The following is a 24,716-nucleotide window of genomic DNA, read 5'->3' on the forward strand; positions in this document are numbered from 1 at the left end:
AGCGACATCCCATGATCGAGATCCGTTCTTTTCGTGATCTTCTGCGTCTGTTCTTCATCTTCAAGCACGAGTTCAAACTGGCGGCGATTGCCGCGCTGGTGATCATTTTGCTGGGGGCGTTCCTGCTGCCGGCCAAGTATGAATCCACCGCGCGATTGCTGGTAAAACCAGGGCGTGACTCGACGATGCCGATCGAGGTCGACAACCGTCAGCCAATCGTCATGCCGAGCACCCAGCGCGACCCGATTGTCGACGAAGAGCGCCTGCTGACCGGCCGCCCTATCGTGCGTGCAGTGGCCGAGCATTACCTCGACGTGATGGACAAGATGCAGCCGCCGGAAGGCGTGTGGAAGCGCACCAAGTGGTACGTCAAGAAAGGCATCAGTGCCGTGTTTGACGGTGTGCGAGTGGTGCTGGAAACCGTTGGCATCGTCGAAGAAACCACCCCGGTGGAACGCCTGGCGAAAAGCCTGGAGAAAAACTTCGAAGTGACCCACGCCATCGGCTCTACGGTGATGGACATCAGCTTCCGCTGGGATGACCCGCAAATCGCCCAGGCGGTGGTCAAGGATTGGGTCGAGACCTACATCGACGAGCGCACCCAGGCGTTGGGCCGCAAGAGCCTGTATGCGTTCTATGAAGGCCAGGTGTCTTCCAGCGCTGCGCAGATCAAGAGCTACAAGGAGCAGATCCTCGCGCACTTGAACGACATCGGCGCCTCGAGCATCACCGATCGCCTGGAAGACTTGTCCGAGCGGATCAACGTGCTGCGTGGCGAGGTGTTCAACTCCACTCGGCTGATCGCTTCCTCCGACGTGGCGTTGCAGAGCACCCGTGACCAACTCAAGGGCCAGCCCAAAGAGGTGACCACGGTTCGCCAGATCGCGTTGAACCCGCAGCAACAAGACTTGCGTCGCCTGCTGAACCAGAAGCTCCTGGAAAAAGCCGACATGATGCGTACCTATACGGATAACGCGCCGCCGGTCAAAGCCCTGGACGCTTCGATCCGTGCCATGCAGGCCCAGGTCGCCGGTGAAAGCGACACGGTGCAAAGCTCCGAGAACCGCGCGCCGAACACCCTGGAAATCCACCTGCAACGGGTACTGCTGGATGAGACCAGCCGCAACCAGTCGCTGCGTACACAGTTGGTGCAACAGCAGAAGCAACTGACTGAACTGGAAGCCCAGCGCAAGGACGCCCTGGCCATCGAGCCGGAACTGGCGCGCCTGGCCCGTGAGTTGAACGGCACCGAGAAAAACTACGCGCTGTATGTCGACAGCCTGGAAAAATCGCGGATCGACCGTGAACTGGACAAGAGCCAGATCAGTAACATCGCGGTGATCGAAGAAGCTACCCTGAACCCTGGGCGCGTCTTCCCGAAAACCCTGCTGATGCTGTTGCTGGCGATCCCGTTCTCCATCGTGGTCGGCTTGCTGGTGATCTACCTGTGCTACCTGCTGGATCAACGGATCCACGACGGCGGCCTGGTGGAAGGCAAATTCGGCCTGCCGCTGTGGACCACGCTGCCGGAGTTGGACACCAGCACCGCGCAAAGCACCAACGCCTTCAACGCGAGCATCTATCGCCTGTATGGGTTGCTGCCGCTGGAGCGTATTGCCGAACAGGGCCTGACCCTGGGGCTGACCTCGGCACGGCACGGTGAAGGCGTGAGCTTTATCGTCGAGCAGTTGCGCCAGTTGCTGGAAGAGAACGGCGTGCGGGTGCGGATCGGCGGGGTTGAGCCGGCGATTCCGGGCCAGGTGGTACTGCTGGATGCTTCGGCGCTGCTGGACAATCGTGATGCGTTCATCAACCTGCGCCGTGCCGACCTGATTGCGCTGGTAGTGGAAGCGCAAAAAAGCACGGTACCGGTGGTGGAACACGCACTGTCGATCCTCACCACGGCGTTCGGCAAGGTCGATGGCATTATCATCAACCGCCGCAAGTTCGAGGTACCGGTCAAGGTGCTGAAAACCATCGCCAAATACCGGGGTTCGTTCTGATGCGCATCGCCCTGCTCGCTCCCCTGCCGCCGGAAAAGAACGGGATCGCCGACTACGCGAACCACTTCAAGACGGCACTGGAGCAACTGGGCGTCGAGGTGGCTACGCCCTTGACGGGCGTGGTCGGCAGCACGGCGGCGATCAAGCAAGCCATTGCCGGTTTCGACTGGCAGGGTGTTGACCTGGTCCACGCCGAGCTGGGCGGTGGGCGGCTGGGGGAGTTCCTGGCCCTGCGCGAATTGCGCAAGGCCTACCCCGCCCTGCCGTTGACCGCCACGGTGCATGACCCGGAACGCATGGTCTGGCGGCGCGAGCAATTGCCCTTTCCGCTGAACCTGCTGGAATCCTTGCCCAGCCCATTGCCCCAGGCGGCAGTGGTGCTGGCCGATCCCTTGACCCTGCGCGAAGAACGTCACGTCGCCCAGGGCCTGACCCGGCTGGTGACCCTCACCCGCCTGGGCGCCGACTGCCTGACGGCGCGCATGCAATTGCCCGCCGGCAAGGTGGCGGTGATCAACCACGCCAACCTGGATATCCCGCCGGTGGCCTTGCCGCCGCTGGACACGCTGCACCTGTTGTATTTCGGTTTTATCTACCGTGGCAAAGGCATCGAAGACCTGTTGCAGGCCCTGGCCGCCGCCTTCGAAAAAGCCCCCGAATTGCGTGACCGTGTGCGCCTGACCCTGGCCGGTGGCACTGCCGCCGAAATGGCGTTTGGCACAGGCGGCAATTACCTGGAGCAGTTGAACAGCCAGATTGCCGAACTCGGCCTGGCAGGCTCCATCGACTGGCGGCTGAATTTGCCGGCCAGCGAGATCCCGCAGACGATCCAGGCGCACCATGTGATGGTGCTGCCGTATCGCGAATCGAAAAAGCTCGGCCTGCTGGGCCGCCAGCGCGGCACCAGCGGCGCATTGTCCTGGGCTGCCGCCTGCGGGCGCGGCGCGATCACCTCCGATGCCAGGGCGTTTGCCGAGGAAGTCGCCAGCGGCAATGGCGCCATCTATCCACAAGGCGATGTAGCCGCCTTGAGCGAACAACTGCTGCGGCTCGCACGCAACCCGCACATGGCCACGGACTGGGCCGCACGCGCCGCCGCCATAGGCCGCGAACGGTTGTGGCCAGTGACCGCGCAGAAGTTCGCGAGCCTGTTTGAGCAAACCGTTGCAGGAGGCAACCATGGCGCGTAAACGGACTTACCTCGCTACCCTCGCAGTCGTCGCTGCGCTGGGTTTGACCGCCTTTCTCTGGGGCCGCCCGGCCGATGCCGAGAGCCATGTGCTCAAGGGCAGCAAAGAGGTGGTGTGGAAGGACTTCCTGGGGGTGAACGCGCAGTTCCTGTGGTTCAGCCCCGAGCGTTATCAGAAGCAGATCGACCGCCTCAAGGCCCTGGGCCTGGAGTGGGTGCGCCTGGACCTGCACTGGGACCAGCTGGAAACCGCCGAGAACCAGTACAACGTCGCGACCCTCGACGAACTGGTGAACAAGCTGCAGCAGAACCAGATCAAGTCGGTGTTCTACCTGGTGGGCTCGGCGAAGTTCGCCACCACCGCGCCCGCCTCCTCGCCGTACCAGGACCAGTTCCCGCCCAAGGACCCGAATATCTTCGCCAACCGCATGGCATTGCTGGAACAGCGTTACCCCAGCGTAGATGCGTGGCAGGTGTGGAACGAACCGAACCTGCTGGGGTTCTGGCGCCCCGCCGCCGACCCGGCCGGCTATGCGAACCTGTTGCAAGTCACCGCCGCCGCGTTGCGGGTGGTGAACCCGAACAAACCGGTGGTGGCCGCCGGCATGGCATTCTTCAGCGAAATGCCCAACGGCCAGAACATGCTCGACGGGCTGCTGCAACTGGGCGTGCCGAGCCTGAATACCGTCATGTCCTATCACCCCTACACCCAATTGCCCGAAGGCAACACGCCGTCGAACCTCGACTTTGTCGAAAAAACCAGCGCCCTCAACCAGAAACTGCGGGCGGCCGGGGTGAATACCCTGTGGAGCACCGAGTGGGGCTGGTCGACCTACAAAGGCCCGAAAGAGGTGCAGGACTTCATCACCACCCAGGGCCAGGCCGACTACATCGTGCGCCGCGTCGCGCTGATGAGCGCGCTGGATTTCGACAAGATCTTCCTGTTCACCCTGAGCGACCTGGACCAGCGCGCCAGCGTGCGCGACCAGAGTTATGGCTTGCTCGACATCGACGCCAACCCCAAGCCGTCGTACACCGCGCTGCAGAATTTCCTGCAGGTGAGCGGGCCCAAATTGACCCCCGGCGACCCACCCACCGCCGATCAGTTGCCCGATGGCCTGTTCAGCATCGGCTGGTCCCGTGCCGACGGGCGCAAGGTGTGGTTTTTCTGGTCGGCCCGTGGCGGCAGCGCGCACTTGCCGGGCATGACCACCGCCACCTTGTATGACCCGTTGCGCGGCACCGAAACACCGTTGAGTGGCACCAATGGACTGGACGTACCGGTCAAGCCGAACCTGCAAATTCTGTTATGGGATTGAAGCCACCCATGCGCATCCTCTGGATCCTGCCCTACTCGCCTTGGCCCGCTACCAGCGGCGGCAAGACGCGCCAGTTTCATTTGCTGCGCAGCCTGGCTGCGCGCGGGCACCGGATCACCTTGCTGCTGCATGACAAACATGCGGTATCGCTGACGGATCGCCAGGTGCTGGAAGCCTTTCTGGAACAGGTGATCATCCTCCCCCGCCGCCCGCTGCGCAGCCTGAAGACCCTGCTGGCCGGGCTGTTTGCGCCGTACCCGTTGCTGGCCAGTGTGAATGGCCTGTCGGGTGAACTGCAGGACACCTTCGAGCGCTTGCTGACCGAGCATTGGGACGTGGTGCAGATCGAACATACCTACACCTTCCAGCCTTACGAAGATGCATTGGCCCGTCGCTCCCAGCCGTTTGTGCTGACCGAACACAATGTCGAATCGTCCCTCGGCGCCGCGACTTACGACCGCCTGCCCGGCTGGGCGTTGCCGTTCATACGCTACGATCAATGGCGCTACGGCCGCTGGGAACACCGGGTGATGCGCCAGGCCGCGCAAGTGGTCGCCGTGACCGACGCCGACGCCCAGACCCTGGCGCAGATTGCCGGCAAGCCGGTACCGGTGGTGGTCAACGGGGTGGATTGCGCGCACTTCGCTGCTGCCCGACCCGACCCGACGACCCGCCGCGTGCTGTTTCTGGGCAACTACGAATACGCGCCCAACGTCGATGCCATCGAGTGGGCACTGGATGAGATCCTGCCGAAAGTGTGGGCCCGCTGCCCCGACGCACGCATGAGCGTCTGCGGTTTCGGCATGCCGGAAAGCTGGCGCGAACGCTGGAAGGACGGACGCATCGAATGGCAAGGTTTTGTCCCCAACCTGCTGGCCCTGCAATCGAGTTGCTCGGTGTTTCTGGCGCCGTTGCGCCATGGCGGCGGCTCCAAGCTCAAGGTGCTTGAAGCCCTGGCCGCCGGCCTGCCGCTGGCGAGTACCGACCAGGGCGTGTCCGGCCTGGACCTGGTGGAAGGCCTGGATTACCTCGGCGGCCAGACCGCTGAAAGCCTGGCCGACGCCGTGGTGCGCCTGCTGCAACAGCCTGAAGTCGCTGCTCCCATGGGCGAAGCCGGTCGCGCTTATGTGCGCCGTGCCCATGACTGGAGCGTCGCCGCCAGCCAGCTGGAGCAGGTGTACGCGCAACTGTCGCCCCAGAGCCAAAAGGAGCCGGCATGCGCATAGGCCTCGATTACCGCACCGTCGGCACCTCGCCGCAATCAGGCATCAGTCGCCAGGTGTACGCCCTGGAAGATGCCCTGCGCACCCTGCCCGGCATCGAGCTCGAACGCTTCAGCGTCGCGCCGCTGGGGGATGAGCTGCGCCTGAACGTGCATTGCCCGGACTGGGGCTGCGCCAAGACCGCCATGCACCAGCCGCACCAGCGCCTGCGTTTCGAGGCGGGCTACCTGCCCAAGGCGCTGCGCAATGAGCACATCGATGTGTACATCAGCACCTTCAATATGGGCCTGCCGCTGCCGCCCAAACCCCAGGGCCTGCGCACCGTGGTGCTGCTGCATGACCTGTTTCAGATCACCCTGGACAACTATCACGCCAACCGCCTGAAGGCGCTGATCTACAAGGCCAGTGATCGGCTGTCGATCACCTATGCGGTGCACACGGCAGACCGGGTGTGGACGCCTTCGCAGTACAGTGCCGACGAAACCGCGCGGCTGTTTCCCAAGGCGGCAGGCAAGATTCGCGTGCTGCCCAACCAGGTGGTCGGTTTTGTCGGACTGCCGGCGGACCTCTCGGCCCGGCAACTGCCCGAGCGCTACTGGCTGCTGGTGGGTACCCGGGAATTGCGCAAGAACGTGCCGTTCCTGGTGGACGCCTGGCAGCAAGCGCGCAGCCAGTCGCCGAGCGTGCCGGAACTGGTGCTGGTGGGCAGCCTGGAGCATTTGCCCGAAGCACAACGCAACTACCCGGGGATACGCGCCTTGAGCGGCGTATCCGACGCTGAATTGCACGGGCTCTACCGCAAGGCCTTGCGCCTGTGGCAGCCTTCCTACGCGGAAGGCTTTGGCTTGCCGGTAATCGAAGCCCTGAGCGTCGGCACTCCGGTGGCGGTGGCCAGCGGTACCTCGCTGGACGAAATCACCCCGCCGCTGGCACCGCGGTTTTCACCCACGGACGGCGCGGCGCTGGTGCAATTGATGCTGCACCTGGCCGACCAACCCGTCGAACAACCACCTGAACAGTTACGCAGCTGGGCCGAACGCTTCAACCACCAGGCCTACCGTCGGCGCCTGGCCGAACTGATCGAGGAATTGAATTGAGAATCTCACTGGGTAGCCTCGTCGCCATCGTCTTCGGCCTGCTGTTTGGTGGGTTGATCCTGTTTCTTTCCCCGGTCAAGGCCGTGCTGGCAGTGATCGGCCTGGCCGCTGCCGTGACGATTCTGCGGTTCCCGTTCTGGGGACTGCTGCTGTTCGCCCTGGTGGCGACGTTCATGCCCTACTCCACCCTCAACCTGGGGATTCGCAGTACGGTCAGTGAGGCGCTGATCGCCCTGACCTGGGCGGCGGTGATCTGGCACGGTTTCCTCTCGCGCCTGCCGGCCGCCCCACCGCTGTCGCGGCGCCCTACCGACCGCATGTTGATGTGGCTGATGATCTTCACAGTGGTGCCGTTTATCGTCGGCCAGGTGAGCATTACCGCCGAGGCCAGCGGCGTGGCGAACTGGTTGCGTTGGCTGCTGAACCTGTCGGTGCTGTTCCTCGCCGCCAAGCTGCTGGTTGAACAGAAGAACCGCGAAGCCCTGGTGATCGCCTTGTTGCTGGGCACACTGGCGATGCTGGTGATGTCCATCGGTGTATTTATCCGCTCGCGCTCGGCCTCGGGCATGTTGCCGATCCTGACCCTGATGAACTACGGCAGCCTCGACACCCTGTCCCTGGGCCTGGGTGCCATGGCCTCGCGGATGGGTTCGCCATGGATGCACCCGAATGCCACCGGCGGGATCATGGCGCTGCTGCTGCCATTGGCGTTCTGCTACGGCATCACCAACACCGGCTGGAAACGCGGTCTCGGCCTGGGCGTTGCCTGCCTGGGTGCGGCAGCCCTGCTGTTGGCCAGCAGCCGGGGGGCGATGGTCAGCCTGGCGCTGGTGCTGATCTGGATGGCGTCGCGCCGGGTGCCGTACACCGGGCGTTTGCTGATGATCGGCGTGGCGTTGGCCGTGGCGCTGGTGCTGTCGTACCCACCGTTGCAGGAACGTCTGGCGACAATCTTTTCGGCGCAGAACGCGAGTACCGAAGTGCGCTTTGACGAATACCGCATGTTCCCCCAGGCCGTGGCCAGTTACCCGCTGGGCATTGGCTTCAAGGTTGACCCTCCAGTGCCGGGTACGCACCTGCTGGGGATTTCCAACCTGTGGCTGAATTTCGTCTACAAGACCGGGGTGATCAGCATGCTGCTGTTTATCGCAGTGACCTGGCGCTGGTGGCGCGAGTCCCGTCCGGAAATCGGCCCGATCCGCCTGACCAAGGACAATGCGATCTGGCTGGGCAGCACGGCGGGGATTCTGTCGGCGCTGGTCAGCGGCTTTTTCGACCACTACTTCAGCTTCGCCCTGGTGATGATTGCGCTGTTCTGGCTGATGGTGGGGATCAACGTGCTGGAGGCGCGGCGGCTGTTTCCGGCGCGTCTGCCAAAGGTCAAGACCGTGGCGCATCGCAAGCCTGTGTTCAATAGCGTCGGGCCCTAGGCATGCTCGGATCGGCGTTCTGGTTGACCCTGGCAACCTTGCTGGGGTTGTGCCTCGGGTTTGCCCGTGAGTGGTTGCTGGTGGCGGCGTGGGGTGCGGGCGAGCGCAGCGATGCGTTCCTGATCGCGCTGTTCTTGCCCGAAGCGTTACGCATGTCCCTGGCCGGCGGTGTGCTGAGTGCCGCCGCCCTGCCGCTGTACCTGCAACGCAAGGACGGCGAGCGCCTGGACTGGCTGGCGGTGTTGTTCCCGGCGCTGTTGCTGATCGCCCTGGTGACCAGCCTGCTGCTGACGTTGCTGGCGCCATGGCTGGTGCAGCTGCTCGGCCCGGGGCTGGCGGCGACGGCCACCAGCCTCGCCAGCAGCAACTTGCAGATTCTCGCCTGGAGTGTGCCGGGGCTGATGCTGCATGCGCTGTTCAGTATTCCGCTGCAGGCCAGCGAGCGCTTTGTGGTCGCGGGGCTCGGTTCGTTGCTGTTCAACCTGCCGCCGGTGACCTACCTCGCCCTCGCCGGTACCGCCACGCAACCGCACTCGCTGGCGTTGGCCTGCCTCACCGGCAGCCTGCTGATGCCCCTGGCGCTGTTGCCGTCGATGCTGCGCCTGGGCTGGCGGCCGTGGCGGCTGCGGGCTTCGACATTGGAATTGCGCGAGCTGGGCGCTCGCATAGGCCCGCTGCTTTTAAGCAACGGTGCCAGCCAGGGTTTGGCGCTGATTGAACGGCTGGTGGCGTCCTTGCTGGGTGAAGGTGCGGTGACCTGGGTCAACCTGGCCCGCAAGCTGATGAACTTGCCGTTGATTGCCCTGATGAGCCTCAACCAGGTGCTGCTGGGCATGATGAGCCGGCGCCAGGGCGACGAGCGCCTGGCCCTGCTCAAGCGCGGCCTGGAAACCGCCAGCCTGCTGACCCTGCCCGCAGGCGTCGGCCTGGTGGCGGCGGCGCCGAGCCTGGTGGCGTTGCTGCTGCCGAAGCAGTCGGTAGATTCGCCGTTGCCGCTGCTGCTGGCCTGGTTTGCCGTGCCGCTGGTGTTCGGCGCCTGGAACGCCCTGCTGGCGCGTTATGCCTATGCCGCCGGCGACACCCGCCAGCCGCTGCGTTGCGAGTTGCTGGGCAGCCTGGTGAACGTGTTGCTGCTGGGTGTGCTGCCGTTTGTGTTTGGCCTGGCGGGTATCCCGCTGGCCGCCCTCGCCGGCGTGCTGTGCACGGCGTTGCTGCTGATGCAACGCCAGGCCTTGCTCGGCGCCCTGCCCTGGAAGGGGCACTGGTTGCTGAGTGGGCTGGTGATGGGCTTGGCGGCGTTGGTGTTGTTTCGGGTTCAAGGTATTTGGCTTCAGCTGGGGTTGAGCACCCTGGCGGGGGCCGTGGTGTTGCTGGGCATGGGCCTGTGGCTCAAGCCGTGGCGCAAGGCAGATTTATAGAGTGGGAGCAGTCAGGTGAAAAAACGCTGGATTCAAATGGATATTGCCAAGGGCATTGGCATCCTGATCATCGTGTTCGGGCATGGCTGGTTCGTGGAGCATTCCCCGAACCTGCTGTACCCGATACTCGCGGTCTTCATCCTGCCGCTGTTCTTTTTCCTCTCCGGGGTGTTCTTCAAGCCCGAGCAGCCGTTCGTTGAAATGGCGGTGCGCAAGGCCGATGCCCTGCTCAAACCGTTCTTCACCACGATGCTGGTGTACGTACTGGTGCGCGATATCCTGCGCGGCCAACCGCTGCTGCCCGACATTGGCGGCGTGCTGTACGCCTCGGTGGATACCCTGCCCTGGCAGGCCTTGTGGTTCTTGCCACACTTCTGGGCGGCGATACTGTTTGCCTGGGTGATGCTGCGGCTGATGCAACGCCTGGGCCTGTCCCTGGTGTGGAGTTGTGTGGTGGTGGGCGTGCAGTTGCTGCTGGGGGTCTGGACCCTGGACTGGTTCTGGCAGGTACCGATCACCGTCGGCGGCCAGACCTGGACGATGCCGGGGCTGCCCTTCAGCCTGGATGTCACGTTGATCAGCAGTACCTATTTCATCCTCGGTTATCTGCTGCGGGACGTGCTGCGCAAACACCAGAGCTCACTGCTGAGCATGGTGGTAGCACTGGTGGTGTACTTCGCGATTTTCATCCCGACCTGGGACACCATGGACCTGGCCCAACGGCGCTATGACCATTGGCTGTGGACCAGTGCACTGGCGGTGATCGGTGTGTACATCTGCTGGGCGCTGGCCGGGTTGATGATGACGTCTGCGGTGCTGACCCGCGCCATGACCTACATCGGCCAGTCGACACTGATCCTGTTGATTTTCCACGGCGAGATCCAGCACAAGACCATTGCCCTCCTGCAGCACCTGGGCCTGCCGGATGTGGCGGCGGCGTTTATCGGGCTGGTGGTGGCGGTGGTGGTGCCGTTGATGATCGGCGAGGTGATCAAGCGGGTGGCCTTCCTGCGGTTTTTCTACTTCCCGTTCCCGGTGCGCAAGGCACCGGCGGTGGCCGGTGAAAAGCCTGGAGCTTGAGGCGTGATGTGGGAGCTGTCGAGCTTTAGCGAGGCTGCGTGGCATCACCGCGGTGTGCCTGAATTACCGAGGTGATGCTATCGCAGGCAAGCCAGCTCCTACAGAAAAACGCTCAATCATCCAGTGCCGGTTGTGGCGCTGGATGCTTGGAGTTCTTGCCGGCCTTGGCTCCAGGCTTGCCTGCTGCAGGGGCAGCGGGCTCAGGTTCGGCCGGCGCGGCAAGGTCCTTTTCAGCCTGGGGCATCTGATCAATCGCGCTGAAGAAATCCGCCAGGCTGAGGGTGTCGGGTGGCACGGTCTTCTCGAGTTTTTTCTCGCCGTCCTTGCCCACCAGAATCACTTTGGTGCCACTGCCGGCACCCAGCTTGAGTGCGCGGATCAGCGCGTTGGTTTCAGGCGGTGCGAGCTTCTTGTTGTCCTTCGCGTCCTTGGCGAACTTCTCGCCTTCAGCGCCGATGCTGCCAAAGGACACGGTGTACAGCACCATGTTGCGCTCTTCAAAGGACTGCTTGTTGGCAGGCTCGTCCAGCTGTTTCTTGAGGGTGGCCAACGTCGGGTTGCCGGAGTCGAGCTCCACCACCACCAACGGACGGGACTTGCCCAGGTCCTGCTTGAGCGGATTGAGATCATCCGCGGCCAACAGCGGCCCCGTAAAAGCCATCAGGGTAGCCAGGGTCAGCGACCGGATGAGCATGCACACCTCCTTTGAATTCCATGCAGGGTTCTTGAGTTTCATGTCTGCGACAGTCAAATTCAAGGATGATTCCTACAACAACTTCAGAAAGCGTAGGTCAGGACGCCCGCGACGCAAGGCGTTTAGCCACCTTACGCCTCATTGTTTCTTTTGATTGCGGATGCTCACGACGGCCAATGCCGGGCAAATACCGGCGCTACGTTTGGGTGGGCATCCACCTGCGCCAGCACCCGGGCAAACTCAGGCCGCGACTGGTGCAGCGCGTCCCGCCCGCCTGCCCAACGCGACACCGCCGCAGCCATGATCGCCAGTGCATTCGGAACCTGCGCCGGGGTGGACAGTTGCTCGGCAAATTGATCGGCAAACACTTCCCAGGCCCCATGCAGGCGGCGACGGGTGCCGCTGATCAGCTGTTCATGCTGCTGCGCATCGAGGCTGTCGGTCCAGCGTTCCGGATAGTCGATGATGCCAATCGCCGAGTAACAGTTGGCGGCGATGTACACCAGGCCGCGAATGACTTGGGCGGGCTCCTCGGGCAGCAGCCCTGAGGCGGGAAACTGCAGGCCCAGGTGAATCAGGATCGCCGCGCTTTCCGTCAACACGCTGCCATTGGGCAGTTGCAGGGTGGGAATTTGCTTGAGCGGGTTGATCCGCGCCAACGCCTCGTTGCCCACGCGGTCTTCCCAGGAGCATGCGTCGACCTGGCACCACTCGACACCGCAACGCTGCAGGGCAATTTCGATGATGCACGAGCCGGTGCCTTGGGTTCCGTAAAGGGTGTACACAGTGCCAAGCCTCCTGGCAGTGGATTGAGGTGTTAGGCTAGGCCGTTCATTCGTTCAACGGGAAGCCATCATGCACAGCAAACGCGTCACGATCGAAGACTGGGACGGCGACGGCGCCATCCGCCTGCCAGACGAAGCCTTGCAGGAACTGGGGCTGGATGTGGGCGACACGCTGTACATCGTCGAGACCTATGTGGGCACGCAAAAAGGCTTTGTGCTGTCGACCACGCCGAAAATTGCCGACCGGATGGATGAGTTGGTGGAAGAGCTGAGCCATAAGCCCTAGCGAGCCAGCCTGGCTTGCAACCCCGCCTTCACCTGTGGCCATTCCGGATCAATGATGCTGAAGCGCACCGAGTTGCGCTTGCGGCCATCGGGCATGATGCGCTCGTGGCGCACGATCCCTTCCTGTACCGCGCCGAGGCGCAGGATCGCGGCCCGGGATTTTTCGTTGAGTTCATCGGTGGTGAACTGCACCCGCACGCACTCCATCACTTCAAACGCGTAGGTCAGCAGCAACAGCTTGGCCTCGGTGTTGACCCCGGACTTCTGCACCGACTGGCTGATAAACGTGTGGCCGATCTCCAGCTTGCGGTTGACCCGGTCGACTTTCCAGAACCGGGTGCTGCCCACCACTTCACCGGTGTCGCGGCGCACGATGACAAACGGCATCACGGTGCCCGCCTCACGCCCGGCCAGGGCAATGTCCACGTACTTTTCGACGGTGTCGGGCCCCGGCACGTTGGTGACCTTGAGGTTCCACAACTGCCCGTCGGCAGCAGCCTGTACCAGGGCGGTGGCGTGTTCGCGTTGCAGGGGCCGGAGTTCGACCGTGGTGCCGGTCAGGGTGATTTCAGTCATGGGAGGGCTGCGCTGTATGGTGGTCGTCAGTGGCCAAGATTGCAGGCTCTCGCCACCTCAAGGCAAGCCGTTTCAGAACAAGCCCATCTGGCCGCCCACCAGGGTGCCGAAGTCATCGTTTACAAACGGCAGGATCGCGTCCGCCACCGGTTGCAGTTGCCGGGTGACGTAGTGGTCGTAGTCGATCGGTGCCTGGCGCACTTCCAGCGGTTCGGGGCCGTTGACGCTGATCACGTAGCTGATCCAGCCACCGTTCTGGTACTGGCGCGGGCGACCCTGGCGGTCGTTGTATTCGTCGGCCAGCCGCGCGGCGCGCACGTGGGGCGGTACGTTGCGCTCGTAGTCACCCAGTTGCCGGCGCAGGCGCTTGCGGTAGATCAGCAGGTCGTCGAGCTCGCCGCTCAAGGTGCGACGTACGTAGTCGCGCACATAATCCTGGTGGGGCTGGCGGTGGAAGATGCGCTGGTAGAGTTCCTGCTGGAATTGCCGGGCCAGGGGCGACCAGTCGCTGCGTACGGTTTCCAGGCCCTTGTAGACCATTTCTTCGCTGCCGTCGGCACGGGTGACCAGCCCGGCGTAGCGCTTTTTGCTGCCCTCTTCCGCACCACGAATGGTCGGCATCAGGAAGCGGCTGAAGTGGGTTTCGTATTGCAGTTCCAGGGCGCTTTGCAGGCCGAACTCATTCTGCAGCCGCTCGCGCCACCAGGTGTTGACGTGCTGCACCAGGTCCAGGCCGATGCGCGTCGCGTCTTCCTGGGAATGGGGGCTGCCGAGCCAGACAAAAGTCGAGTCGGTATCGCCGTAGATCACCTCATAACCCCGGGCTTCGACCAGCTCGCGGGTCTGGCGCATGATCTGGTGGCCGCGCAGGGTGATGGACGATGCCAGTCGCGTGTCGAAGAAGCGGCAACCACTGGATCCGAGTACGCCGTAGAAGGCGTTCATGATGATCTTCAGCGCTTGGGACAGCGGCGCGTTGTGTTCGCGCTTGGCCACTTCGCGGCCCTCGGAAACCCGCGCGACAATCGACGGCAGGCAATGCCGGGTGCGGGAAAACCGCGCACCGCGAAAGCCTTCCACCGACTCGCTGTCTTCGGGGTGACGCAGGCCTTCGATCAGGCCCACCGGGTCGATCAGAAAGCTGCGGATGATCGACGGGTAGAGGCTTTTGTAGTCAAGCACCAGCACCGACTCGTAGAGGCCCGGGCGCGAATCCATGACAAACCCGCCGGGGCTGGCCTGGGGTGGTTTGTCTCCCAGGTTCGGCGCGACGAAACCCTGGCGGTGCATCAGCGGCATGTACAGGTGCGTGAACGCTGCCACCGAACCGCCGTTGCGGTCTGCCGGCAAGCCGGTGACGCTGGCTCGTTCGAGGAGGAATTTCAGCAGCTCGGTCTTCTCGAAAATCCGCGTGACCAGCTCGCAGTCCTTGAGGTTGTAGCGTGCCAGCGCGGGCTTGTCCTCGGCGAACATGCGGTTGATTTCGTCCATGCGCTGGTACGGCGTGGAGATCGATTTACCTTCACCGAGCAAGGTCTGGGCGACGTTTTCCAGGCTGAAGGATTCGAAACTCCAGGTGGCCGAGCGCAAGGCTTCGATGCCATCGATGATCAACCGCCCGGCCGCTGCCGCGAAGTAGTGATTGCGGCTGCCGTGCTCGCGCCAGCCCATGGCATCGCCGCCACGGCCCAGCAGCAGCGGCACGTTCAGGCGTTGCGCATGTTCGTGCAGCACGCGCAGGTCGAACTGCACCAGGTTCCAGCCGATGATCGCGTCGGGGTCATGGGTGGCGAGCCACACATTCAGGCGTTCGAGGAGTTCGGCGCGGGTGTCGCAGTAGTCGAGCTTGAAGTCCACCGCATCGGTGTTGTTGGGCGGGCCGAGCATGTACACCTGGCGCTCGCCGCAACCTTCCAGGGCGATGGAATACAGGTCGCCCTGGGCGGTGGTCTCGATGTCCAGCGACACCAGCTTGAGGGGCGGGCGGTAATCCGGCGCGGGTTTCATCTGCGCCTCCACCAGCATGCCGCCCTCGCCCGCTTTGCCGCCGAACAACACCGGCGCGGTGATGAAGCGCTCCATCATGTAGCGATCGGGCGGGCGCACATCGCCTTCGTAGACGTCGATGCCGGCTCGACGCAGGCGCTTTTCCAGGTCCATCAATTGGCGATGCTGTTGGGTGTAGAGGCCCAGCACCGGGCGATGGTGGAAGTCGCAGAGCGCCAGGTCACGCAACTCGATACCGCGCTCGCCCTTGAGCTGCAGCTCGGCCGGCTTGCGATGGGCTTGCGGGATGAACATCACGGAGGTCTGCACCGGCAAGCGCACGAACCTGGGGCCTTGATCGGTAGCCAGCCAAAAGCTGACCTCCGTGCCCGCCGGGGTGTCGCGCCAATGCCGGGTCAGGACAAACCCCTGCTGTAAATCCACCTTGCCACACCTCAAGAATGACTTTCAGGGCGTGATTCTACTCGGCCTGTGCCACGGCGCGGCGATTTAACCGAAATGGCCTACGTATACGGAGAGAGTAATCTCACAAACTTGTTGCAGAACATTAATGACAATTACTATCATTCGCACCGGAGTCGTATCCGCGCAGCGAGGACGCGCAACGTTGTTGCCCTTTTCCTCACATTGACGGTTCGCCGTCAGGATCGACCATGCCCACTTCCACCCGTTTGGCTGTGCCGTTTCGCCCTACCCTGCTCGCCCTTTGCTGCTCCCTGAGCCTCGCCGCTCACGCCGCCACTCCAGAAACCCCGCAGGATGCGAACAACAGTCAGGACGGCAAGGCTCTGGAACTGGGCGCTACCACCATCAGCGCCGACGCGGCCACGCCCAACGCCCTGCCCCCGGTGTACGCCGGCGGCCAGGTCGCCCGCGGCGGGCAACTGGGGGTGCTGGGCAACCAGGACATCATGGACGTGCCCTTCAGCATGTCTTCCTACACCGAAAAATTGATCCGTGACCAGCAGGCCGAGAACGTCGGCGATGTGCTGCTCAACGATTCGTCCGTGCGCCAGGCGTCGGGGTACGCGAACCAGGCCCAGGCCTTTGTGATCCGTGGCCTGCCGCTGAACGGCGATGACATTTCGTTCAACGGTCTGTACGGCATCCTGCCGCGCCAGATCATGTCCACCGACGCCCTGGAGCGGGTTGAAGTGTTCAAGGGCCCCAACGCCTTTATCAATGGCGTGACGCCCGGCGGTTCCGGGATTGGCGGCGGCGTGAACCTGCAACCCAAGCGCGCCGATGATGTGCCGTTGCGGCGTTTCAGCACCGACATCAGCAGCGATGGCCGGGTCGGCGAGCACCTGGATATCGGGCAACGTTTTGGCGAGGACAATCGTTTTGGCGCACGGGTGAATATTTCCCAGCGCGAAGGCGACACCGGGATCGATGACGAGAGCCAGCGTTCGAAGCTGTTTGCGGTTGGCCTGGACTATCGCGGTGATGCGCTGCGTTTGTCGGGAGACTTTGTCTACTCGAAACAGCAGATCAATGGCGGGCGCAACACCGTGTTGCTCGGCCAGAACCTGACCCATATCCCCAACGCGCCTTCGGCCGACACCAACTACGCGCCGAGCTGGGGCACCAGCAGCCTGGAAGACACTTTCGGCATGTTGCGCGCCGAGTACGACCTGAATGACAACTGGACTGCCTACATCGCAGGCGGCGCCAAGCACACCAACGAGATTGGCCGTTACTCCTCGGTCACGTTGAATGACACCCTGGGCAATGCCACCGTCAGCGGCTCGCGCATCGCCCACCAGGAAGACAACACCAGCCTGATGGCGGGCTTGAATGGCAAGTTCCAGACCGGCGCTGTCAGCCACAAACTGAACTTCGGGTTGACCGGGATCTGGGCCCAGACGCGCAACGCCTATGACTTCGACCTCAACGGCCACGCCAGCAATATCTATAACCCGGTGGACGTTGCCGAACCGGTCAAGGGCAGTTTCGTCGGCGGCGACCTGAACGATCCGGGCATCACCGCCAAGACCTTCGCCCGCAGTGCAGCGGTGTCGGACACCCTGGGCTTTATGGATGATCGCTTGCTGGTGACCGCCGGGTTGCGCCGCCAGGAACTGGTGGTCCAAGGGTATGCCTACGGGTCGGGCCCACGTAACGCCAATTACGACAAGTCGATCACCACACCGGTGTACGGCCTGGTGTTCAAGCCGTGGGACCACGTGTCGTTCTATGCCAACCATATCGAAGGCTTGGCCCAGGGCCCGACCGCACCTCAGAACGCCGGCACCGCACCCATTACCAACGCCGGCCAGGCCTATGCCCCGGCGCGCTCGAAACAGACCGAAGCCGGGGTCAAGCTTGACATGGGTACCTATGGCGCAACCCTGGGTGTGTATCGCATCGAGCAACCAACCGACGGTTACTCACAACTCAGCGCCGACGGCTTGAGCGCCACCTATGTTCGCCAGGGCGAGCAAGTCAACAAAGGCGTTGAGCTCAACGTGTTCGGTGAACCGATCGCCGGCCTGCGCCTGCTGGGCGGCGCAACCATCATCCACACCGAAGTCCACGGCACCCAGAACGGCGCCAACGACGGCAACCGCGCCATCGGCGTACCGACCTTCCAACTGAATGCCGGCGTGGACTGGGATGTACCAGGCCTGCAAGGCGTGACAGTCAACGGACGGATGCTGCGCACCGGCGGCCAATATGCCGACGCGGCCAACAACCTCAGCCTGCCCGCCTGGAACCGCTTCGACGTGGGCGCCCGCTACACCTTCAAGGTGGACCAGCGCGACGTCACCCTCGGCGCCACTGTGGAGAACGTCGCCAATACCAAGTACTGGGAATCGGCACTCGGCGGCTACCTGACCCAAGGTGACCCGCGCGTGGCCAAGCTGTCGGCCAGTATCGACTTCTAACCCCTGTCAATGTGGGCGCTGGCTTGCCTGCGATGCAGGCACCTCGGTGTGTCAGATGCACCTCGGTGATGCTATCGCAGGCAAGCCAGCTCGTACAGAAAGCAGATCTGCTTTCACCCAGGTTGTTTGCCGGACATTGGACAGCCGAACGCCAACTGCGTAGTTTCCCAACCACTGCGCACAAGGACCCCGGCATGTCCCCCGACCTCACTTCCATCGAGCTGTTCCTCAAGGCAGTCAAGCTGGGCAACCTGTCCCGGGCGGCCGAGCAATCCCATCTCTCCCTCTCTGCCGCCAGCCGACGCCTGTCGCTGCTGGAGCAGCACTTCAAGGTCGCCCTGCTGACCCGCACCTCCACCGGCGTTTCACCGACGGCAGCCGGGGAAGTATTGGCCCAGCATGCACAATCGATCCTGCGGGCCGTGGACGGCATGCACGCCGATCTCGCCGATTACGCCAAGGGCGCCACCGGCCGGGTTTGCCTGTACGCCAACAGTTCGGCAATGAGCCAGGAACTGCCGCGCCAACTGACCCAGTGGAACACCTTGCACCCGGGCATCCGCCTGGATATTCGCGAGGAGCGCAGCCGGGAGATCCTCCAGGCCGTGCGCGAGGGCGTGGCGGATGTCGGTATCGTCACCACCCGCCCCAGCGAAGAGCTGCGGTTCGAGCCCTACTGCCAGGACCGCCTGTGCCTGCTCGTGCCCAATGACCACCCACTGAAAATGCGCCATGCGCGCTTCGAGGATTTGCTCGGCTACGACTTCGTCGGCCTGGAAGACAACGCCGCCATCACCCCGTTGATTACCGAGGCCGCCGCGGCGATCGGCATGCCGTTGCGGCTGCGGGTGCAGGTGCGCAGTTTCGAAGCAGTGTGCCGCTTGATCGCCGCCGGCCAGGGTGTGGGCGTGTTGCCACAGGGCGCGGTGCAGATCTTCCGCAAGGAGATGGCCTTGCGCTTTATCGAAATCGACGACAGCTGGGCCGACCGGCAGATGTACCTGTGCATGCGCAAGGAACAGCCGTCGCTGACGAGCCTGGCACTGTTCGACTACCTGAGCGCCAACCCTGCGTAAACCTTTGGCCTTCGAATTTTGCGAAGACCGATTCCACAATTAGCAATTCCCCTGTTGTCACAGCTGTGCCAAGAATGCCCCCGCCAGACCTTCCTATAAAAACAAGACAGGAGACACGGCGTGTCCCAATCCCACACCCGCCCCACCCACCGCATCGCCGTGATTCCCGGCGACGGCATCGGCCGCGAAGTGGTGCCCGAAGGCCTGCGGGTACTGGACGCTGTCAGCCGGCGCTTCGGTATTCACTTTCACTTCGACCACTTTGCCTGGTGCAGCGAACACTACCTGGCCCACGGCACGATGATGCCCGACGACTGGGCCGAACAGATCGGCAGCCATGACGCGATCTTCTTCGGCGCGGTGGGTGCGCCCGACATCATTGCCGACCACACTGCGGTGTGGGAGTCGCTGCTGAAGATCCGCCGCCAGTTCGATCAATACGTGAATATCCGCCCGGTGCGCCTGATGCCCGGCGTGCCCTGCCCGCTGGCCGGCCGCGTGCCGGGGGACATCGACTTTATCGTGGTGCGGGAAAATACCGAAGGCGAATACTCCAGCGTTGGCGGCCGCATGTGGGAAGGCACGGCGCGGGAAATCGCGGTGCAGGAGTCGATCTTCTCCCGCGAAGGCGTGGACCGCGTGGTGGACTACGCCTTCAAACTGGCGCAACAGCGCCCGCGGAAAAACCTGGTGGCGGCGACCAAATCCAATGGTATCTCGATCACCATGCCGTTCTGGGACGAGCGGGTTAACGAAATTGCCCGGCGCTACCCGGACGTGAAGACCGCCAAGTTCCACATCGACATTCTGTGCGCGCACTTCGTGCAGCATCCCGACTGGTTCGATGTGGTGGTGGCCTCCAACCTGTTCGGCGACATCCTTTCCGACCTCGGCCCGGCGTGCACCGGCACCATCGGCATTGCGCCGTCGGCCAACCTCAATCCCGAGCGGCGCTACCCGTCGCTGTTCGAGCCGGTGCACGGTTCCGCGCCGGATATTGCCGGGCTCGGTGTCGCCAATCCCATCGGGCAGATCTGGTCGGCCGCGCTGATGATCGAGCACCTGAGCGACGGTGATCCGCTTTACCAGGAAGCGGCGGCAGCCATCGTGTCCGCCATCGAAACGGTGCTTGCCGAAGGCCCGCGCACCCGGGAAATGGGCGGCAGCGCCAGCACTGTCGAAGTGGGTCGCGCCATCGCCGAATGCGTCGCAGGGAACAGGAGCTGAACATGACCAACGCACATTACATCGCCAACCAATGGCTGGCGTCGACCTCGCTGGAAGACATTCCGGTGATCGACCCCAGCACCGGCGATACCTATTCGAGCATCGCCCGTGGCACGGCCGCCGATATCGAGGCGGCGATCAGCGCGGCGCGCCTGGCACTCGGCGAAACCTTCGACGGCCCGTGGGGCCGGTTGTCTGCCGTGGAGCGCAGCCGTTTGCTGGCCAAGCTCGGCGTGGCGGTGCTGGAACATCATGAAGAGCTGGCGCAGATCGAGGCGCGGGACACCGGCAAGGCGCTGAAAGTCGCCCGCGCCGATGCCACCGCCCTTGCCCGCTATTTCGAATACTACGCGGGTGCCGCCGACAAACTGCACGGCGAAACCCTGCCCTACCAGGCCGGCTACACGGTGTTGACGGTGCGCGAACCCCACGGGGTGACCGGGCATATCATCCCGTGGAATTACCCGATGCAGATTTTCGGGCGCAGCGTCGGCGCCTCGTTGGCGGCGGGCAATGCGTGCGTGGTCAAGCCGGCGGAAGATGCCAGCCTGTCGTTGCTGCGCCTGGCGGAAATCGCTGCCGAGGTTGGTTTTCCAGCCGGGGCGATCAACGTAGTCACCGGTTACGGCTACGAAGCCGGCGCGGCGTTGTGTGCACACCCGGGCATCGATCACATTTCGTTCACCGGCTCCACCGCCACCGGTACTGCTGTGTCGAAAGCCGCTGCCGAACGCCACTGCCCGGTCACCCTGGAGTTGGGCGGCAAGTCGCCGCAACTGGTGTTCGCCGATGCCGACCTGGATGAAGCGTTGCCGGTGCTGGTCAACGCCATCATTCAGAACTGCGGGCAAACCTGCTCCGCCGGCAGCCGTTTGCTGGTGGAACGCAGCATTTACGAAACCCTGCTCGTACGCCTCAGCCAACGTTTCAGCGAACTGCGCGCCGGGCCTTCGGCGCTGGACCTGGACATGGGCCCGCTGATCAATCAGAAGCAGCTGCGCCTGGTGCGCGAGTTTATTCGTCAAGCCGAACAGGAAGGGATCACCGTCGCCGCGCGCGGAACGGTGGTGGCCGAGGCCGGCAGCGGCGGGTATTTCCAGGAGGCGGTGCTGTTTCGCGATGTGCCGCCTGACAGTCGCCTGGCGCAACAGGAAGTGTTCGGCCCGGTGCTGGCCGTGATGCCCTTCGATGATGAAGCCGAAGCGATTCGCCTGGCCAACGGCACCGAGTTCGGCCTGGTGGCCGGCGTGTGGACCCGCGATGGCGCACGGCAAATGCGCCTGGCGCGCACCCTGCGTTGTGGCCAGGTGTTCATCAATAACTATGGCGCCGGTGGCGGCGTTGAATTGCCATTCGGCGGCGTGAAGGCCAGCGGGTATGGACGGGAAAAAGGCTTCGAGGCGCTGCTGGGCTTTACCACCTTGAAGACCATTGCGATCAAACACGGTTGATTCCTCACAACAACAAGAACGGAGAACACACCATGCGTTTAGCCAATAAAGTCGCGATCGTCACCGGCGCCGGCTCGGGGTTTGGCGAGGGCATCGCCAAGACATTTGCCCGCCAGGGCGCCAAGGTCATCGTTGCGGACATGAACGCCGTGGGCGGTCAGCGAGTGGTCAATGAGATTGCCGAAAGCGGCGGCCATGCGCACTTTATCGAGGTCAACGTGGCCAACGATGAAAGCATGGGCGCGCTGCTGCGCGGCACACTGGAGCAATTCGGTGGGCTGGACATCGTCATCAACAACGCCGGTACCACCCACCGCAACCGGCCGATGCTGGAAGTCGACGAAGCCGAGTTCGACCGGGTGTTTGCGGTCAACGTCAAAAGCATCTTCTTGAGCGCCAAGCATTTTGTGCCGCATTTTCGCGGCCAGGGCGGCGGCGTGTTCGTCAATATTGCCTCGACGGCGGCGATCCGCCCGCGTCCGGGACTGGTCTGGTATAACGGCAGCAAGGGCGCAGTGGTGGTCATGAGCAAGACCATGGCGGCGGAGCTGGGGCCGGACAATATCCGCGTCAACTGCGTGAACCCGGTAGTGGGTGCCACGGCGTTGCTCAGCGAATTCATGGGCGTGCCGGACACCCCGGAAAACCGCCAGAAATTCATGGCGACCATTCCCCTGGGGCGCTTTTCCACCCCGCAAGATGTGGCCAACGCCTGCCTGTACCTGGCGTCGGACGAAGCGGCGTTCATCACCGGCACTTGCCTTGAAGTCGATGGCGGGCGCTGCGTGTAACTCACTCTCACAGGGACCGGAATTGCTATGTGTGATCTTCATAATAAGAACGAGCCGAACACCCGCGAATTGCTTGAAGGCCTGCCAAAGAACTGGGGTAAATGGGGCCCGGACGACGAAGTCGGCGCCCTCAATTACCTGACTGAAGCCGAAGTACTGCGGGGCGTGGCCTCGGTGCGCCAGGGCAAGACCTTTACCCTGCAAGTGCAGATCGGCCACCCCGACGGCGACCCGATGTGGCCGGCGCGCAACCCGTCGATGCGCTTCAACACCCTCGACCACAGCCATTACCACTTCGGCAAACAGCCGCACATGACCGGTGGTGCGGCGTATTCCGATGACGTGATCTTCATGCAGCTGCAAGGCTCGACCCAGTACGACGCCCTCGGCCACGCCTGGTACGACAATCAACTGTGGAACGGCTACGACGCCCAGACCACCGTTGGCGGCATGGCCAAGGCCAGCGTGCTGGCGATTGCCGAACGCGGCGTGGTGGGCCGTGCGGTGCTGATCGACATGGCCCGCCATCGCGGCAAGAAGTGCCTGGGCCGGGGCGAAACCTTCAACCACCTGGACCTGCTCGACGCCGCCAAAGCCCAGGGCGTGACCATTGAAAAACGTGACATCCTGATCATCCGCACCGGGTCCATGGGGGCGTTTTATGAGCTGGGCAAGACCGAGTTCTTCAAGGACCTGATGGAGCCGGGGCTGACCTACAGCCGGGAGCTGGTGGAGTGGTTCCACGAGATGGAAATCCCCAACCTGGTGACCGACACCATCGCCAACGAAGTGATCACCGACCCGGTGTCCGGGGTGCAGATTCCGCTGCATTGCGCGCTGATGCGCAACCTGGGGATCGCCTTCACCGAAATCGTGTTGCTGGAGGAACTGGCCGCCGATTGTGCGGACGACGGCCAGTGGAAATTCCTCTACACCGCCGCCCCGCTGAAGATTGTCGGGGGCAGTGGCGCACCGGTGAATCCGGTGGTGATCAAGTAGCCGTTCCGTCTCAGTGGCGAATTTGCGAATCGCGAACGCGCCACTAGACTCAAGGCTCCTCTCACATGGAAGTCCACTCAATGAATGTATTGCGCCCTCTTCGCCAGGCAATTGCCCTGGCAACCCTGCTGTCTGCTGGTGCCCTGACGGCACATGCTGCCGATATCCCGTTGTCCAAGTCGCTGGAAGCCGATGAGGTGACCACCAAGGTGCTGGAGGTGGATGCCGCCAACCATCAGGTGGTGCTCGAAGGTGCCGAAGGCCGCAACGTGCATGTGCAGCTCAGCGACCAGGCCAAGGACCTGGGCAATCTCAAGGTAGGTGATCAGGTCAAGGTGCTGGTGACCCATTCGGTCGCCGCCGTGCTGGACACCGACATCGACAAGAGCGCACCGGACGCCACCGAGAAGACTGGCGTCTTGCGCGCCACCGCGGATAACCCGAACCCGGGCGGTGCGGCCTTCCGCCAGGTACAGGTGCAGTTGAAGATCACCCACATTGACCTGGCGAAAAACCAGGTAACCCTGGAAAACCCGGCGGGCCAGAGCAAAGTGCTGACCGTGGAGAAACCGGAAATTCGCGCCGGCCTCAAAGACCTCAAGGTCGGCCAAAGCGTGTTGGTGACCTACACCGATACCCTGGAAATCAGCACCGCCCACGAAGGCTGATGAATGCGGCGCCCCATCAGCTCACGGCTGATGGGATTTCGCCAGATAGTCTTCGATGTTGTTCATCTGATCATCCCAGCCTCGGGAGTTCTTCTTGTAGGCCTTCTGGCGGCGAACGTCCGGGATCCCGTCAAAACCTGACTCCACCACGCGCAACAAGATGCCTTCGGCATGATCCTCGAGGGTGAACTCCACCAGCGTTGGGGTTTCGGCGTCGTAATCAACTCCCTCGTCTACCGCGTAGGGATGCCAACTGAAAGAGAACCGTGTCTGTGGTTCAAGCCGCTCGATCCTTGCCTTCCACACCACGTGCTCGTAACCGGGATAGGTGATCGGGGCTTCAATGGCCCGGCCCTGGGCAAACTGTTTGCCCTTGAGGGCGATGCCAAACCAGCTGCCGAATTGCTCGGCGTCGGTCAGTGCTTCCCAGACCCGTTGGCGTGGAGCGTTGAGCAGGACTTTACGTTTGATTTCATTTGATTCGTGCATGAGACACCTCCTGTATTGACA

The 24,716-nt window shown here is 63.1% G+C and carries 21 protein-coding genes; 16 read left to right on the forward strand and 5 right to left on the reverse strand.

Going from position 1 to position 24,716, the window contains the following annotated elements; genetic code table 11:
- Positions 1 to 11 precede the first annotated feature (11 nt).
- Genes V6607_RS22095 through V6607_RS22130 form a run of 8 tightly spaced genes read left to right on the forward strand, consistent with a single transcriptional unit; the run spans position 12 to position 10,759 of the window.
- Positions 12 to 2,003, forward strand: coding sequence for an exopolysaccharide transport family protein (locus tag V6607_RS22095; RefSeq protein WP_003208213.1), 1,992 nt, complete (start codon positions 12 to 14; stop codon positions 2,001 to 2,003).
- The gene (locus tag V6607_RS22100) at positions 2,003 to 3,193 is read left to right on the forward strand and encodes a glycosyltransferase (RefSeq protein ID WP_003208215.1); all 1,191 of its coding nucleotides are present in this window, start codon (positions 2,003 to 2,005) and stop codon (positions 3,191 to 3,193) included. The genes V6607_RS22095 and V6607_RS22100 overlap by 1 nt, the downstream gene beginning before the upstream one ends.
- The gene (locus tag V6607_RS22105) at positions 3,183 to 4,511 is read left to right on the forward strand and encodes a cellulase family glycosylhydrolase (protein WP_003208216.1); all 1,329 of its coding nucleotides are present in this window, start codon (positions 3,183 to 3,185) and stop codon (positions 4,509 to 4,511) included. Before V6607_RS22100 ends, V6607_RS22105 begins: the two co-directional genes overlap by 11 nt.
- 8 nt (positions 4,512 to 4,519) lie before the next feature.
- On the forward strand, positions 4,520 to 5,737 hold the full coding sequence (locus V6607_RS22110) for a glycosyltransferase family 4 protein (protein WP_134327042.1): 1,218 nt from the start codon (positions 4,520 to 4,522) through the stop codon (positions 5,735 to 5,737).
- Complete coding sequence (locus V6607_RS22115) at positions 5,728 to 6,831, forward strand: glycosyltransferase family 1 protein (RefSeq protein ID WP_008434566.1); 1,104 nt, start codon at positions 5,728 to 5,730, stop codon at positions 6,829 to 6,831. Before V6607_RS22110 ends, V6607_RS22115 begins: the two co-directional genes overlap by 10 nt.
- 2 nt (positions 6,832 to 6,833) lie before the next feature.
- Positions 6,834 to 8,261 carry an O-antigen ligase family protein gene (locus tag V6607_RS22120; RefSeq protein ID WP_043225192.1) on the forward strand — a complete coding sequence of 476 codons (1,428 nt, stop codon included), beginning with the start codon at positions 6,834 to 6,836 and terminating at the stop codon, positions 8,259 to 8,261.
- Between the two features lie 2 nt (positions 8,262 to 8,263).
- Entirely contained in the window at positions 8,264 to 9,679 is a 1,416-nt protein-coding gene (locus tag V6607_RS22125; protein WP_003208222.1) for a lipid II flippase MurJ, read from the forward strand.
- Between the two features lie 36 nt (positions 9,680 to 9,715).
- Positions 9,716 to 10,759 (forward strand): acyltransferase family protein, encoded by a 1,044-nt coding sequence (locus V6607_RS22130; protein ID WP_102605365.1) that lies wholly within the window; start codon positions 9,716 to 9,718, stop codon positions 10,757 to 10,759.
- Positions 10,760 to 10,871: 112 nt separating this feature from the next.
- Here the strand turns inward: V6607_RS22130 and V6607_RS22135 are convergent, their stop codons facing one another.
- Complete coding sequence (locus V6607_RS22135; protein ID WP_134327043.1) at positions 10,872 to 11,453, reverse strand: DUF4174 domain-containing protein; 582 nt, start codon at positions 11,451 to 11,453, stop codon at positions 10,872 to 10,874.
- Positions 11,454 to 11,617: 164 nt separating this feature from the next.
- On the reverse strand, positions 11,618 to 12,238 hold the full coding sequence (locus tag V6607_RS22140) for a glutathione S-transferase (RefSeq protein WP_134327044.1): 621 nt from the start codon (positions 12,236 to 12,238) through the stop codon (positions 11,618 to 11,620).
- Positions 12,239 to 12,308: 70 nt separating this feature from the next.
- On the opposite strand from V6607_RS22140, the gene V6607_RS22145 reads away from it, so the two are divergent.
- A complete protein-coding gene (locus V6607_RS22145) occupies positions 12,309 to 12,524 on the forward strand; it encodes an AbrB/MazE/SpoVT family DNA-binding domain-containing protein (protein WP_003208231.1) in 216 nt (71 codons plus the stop codon).
- Here the strand turns inward: V6607_RS22145 and V6607_RS22150 are convergent.
- Both V6607_RS22150 and V6607_RS22155 read right to left on the reverse strand, forming a co-directional pair.
- On the reverse strand, positions 12,521 to 13,099 hold the full coding sequence (locus V6607_RS22150; RefSeq protein WP_087695329.1) for a GNAT family protein: 579 nt from the start codon (positions 13,097 to 13,099) through the stop codon (positions 12,521 to 12,523). The two genes, V6607_RS22145 and V6607_RS22150, sit on opposite strands and share 4 nt — an antisense overlap.
- Before the next feature lie 72 nt (positions 13,100 to 13,171).
- On the reverse strand, positions 13,172 to 15,529 hold the full coding sequence (locus V6607_RS22155; protein WP_102369591.1) for a DNA polymerase II: 2,358 nt from the start codon (positions 15,527 to 15,529) through the stop codon (positions 13,172 to 13,174).
- Between the two features lie 230 nt (positions 15,530 to 15,759).
- Here V6607_RS22155 and V6607_RS22160 point away from each other — a divergent pair, with 230 nt between their 5' ends.
- The 7 genes from V6607_RS22160 to V6607_RS22190 all read left to right on the forward strand — a co-directional run bounded on the left by V6607_RS22160 (position 15,760) and on the right by V6607_RS22190 (position 24,206).
- Positions 15,760 to 17,994 (forward strand): TonB-dependent siderophore receptor, encoded by a 2,235-nt coding sequence (locus V6607_RS22160; protein WP_102369592.1) that lies wholly within the window; start codon positions 15,760 to 15,762, stop codon positions 17,992 to 17,994.
- 194 nt (positions 17,995 to 18,188) lie between these two features.
- On the forward strand, positions 18,189 to 19,070 hold the full coding sequence (locus tag V6607_RS22165; protein WP_003208237.1) for a LysR family transcriptional regulator: 882 nt from the start codon (positions 18,189 to 18,191) through the stop codon (positions 19,068 to 19,070).
- 120 nt (positions 19,071 to 19,190) lie between these two features.
- Positions 19,191 to 20,297 (forward strand): tartrate dehydrogenase, encoded by a 1,107-nt coding sequence (locus V6607_RS22170; protein WP_008434576.1) that lies wholly within the window; start codon positions 19,191 to 19,193, stop codon positions 20,295 to 20,297.
- Between the two features lie 2 nt (positions 20,298 to 20,299).
- Positions 20,300 to 21,748: an aldehyde dehydrogenase family protein gene (locus V6607_RS22175; RefSeq protein WP_134327046.1), complete on the forward strand. Its 1,449-nt coding sequence runs from the start codon at positions 20,300 to 20,302 to the stop codon at positions 21,746 to 21,748.
- Between the two features lie 32 nt (positions 21,749 to 21,780).
- Positions 21,781 to 22,539: an SDR family oxidoreductase gene (locus V6607_RS22180; protein WP_008434578.1), complete on the forward strand. Its 759-nt coding sequence runs from the start codon at positions 21,781 to 21,783 to the stop codon at positions 22,537 to 22,539.
- Between the two features lie 27 nt (positions 22,540 to 22,566).
- On the forward strand, positions 22,567 to 23,538 hold the full coding sequence (locus V6607_RS22185; RefSeq protein WP_087695324.1) for a cyclase family protein: 972 nt from the start codon (positions 22,567 to 22,569) through the stop codon (positions 23,536 to 23,538).
- Between the two features lie 80 nt (positions 23,539 to 23,618).
- A complete protein-coding gene (locus tag V6607_RS22190; RefSeq protein ID WP_134327047.1) occupies positions 23,619 to 24,206 on the forward strand; it encodes a hypothetical protein in 588 nt (195 codons plus the stop codon).
- Between the two features lie 21 nt (positions 24,207 to 24,227).
- On the opposite strand, the gene V6607_RS22195 is transcribed toward V6607_RS22190, so the two are convergent.
- Positions 24,228 to 24,695, reverse strand: a complete 468-nt coding sequence (locus V6607_RS22195; RefSeq protein WP_134327048.1) for an SRPBCC family protein — start codon at positions 24,693 to 24,695, stop codon at positions 24,228 to 24,230.
- Between the last annotated feature and the right edge of the window lie 21 nt (positions 24,696 to 24,716).

The organism is Pseudomonas sp. KK18, from assembly GCF_037094675.1.
Lineage (GTDB): Bacteria > Pseudomonadota > Gammaproteobacteria > Pseudomonadales > Pseudomonadaceae > Aquipseudomonas.